Genomic DNA, 294 nt, shown 5'->3' with positions numbered 1-294 from the left:
GCAGCCAGGCGGTGAAGCGCGAGGCCCATCTTTTCCTGGTCGTTCTTGGTCTTCGGCTCGATGGCGATCTGGATGACCGGATCGGGGAATTCCATGCGCTCGAGGATGACCGGGTGCAGCGGATCGCACAGCGTGTCGCCGGTGGTGGTGTCCTTGAGGCCGGCCAAGGCGACAATGTCGCCCGCAAAAGCTTCTTCGACGTCGGCGCGCGAATTCGCATGCATCTGCAGCATGCGGCCGATGCGCTCCTTCTTGCCCTTCACCGTGTTGTCGACAGAGACGCCCTTGGTGAGC

Annotated in this window: 1 protein-coding gene; it reads right to left on the bottom strand. The window is 62.9% G+C overall.

Annotation, left to right across the window (positions count from 1 at the left end; genetic code table 11):
• A partial coding sequence (locus tag EN859_RS37090; protein ID WP_245525898.1) for an EF-Tu/IF-2/RF-3 family GTPase occupies positions 1–294 on the bottom strand: 294 nt, incomplete at both ends.

Source organism: Mesorhizobium sp. M00.F.Ca.ET.216.01.1.1, from assembly GCF_004010325.2.
Lineage (GTDB): Bacteria > Pseudomonadota > Alphaproteobacteria > Rhizobiales > Rhizobiaceae > Mesorhizobium.
This window is presented reverse-complemented; position numbering and strand designations above follow the sequence as displayed.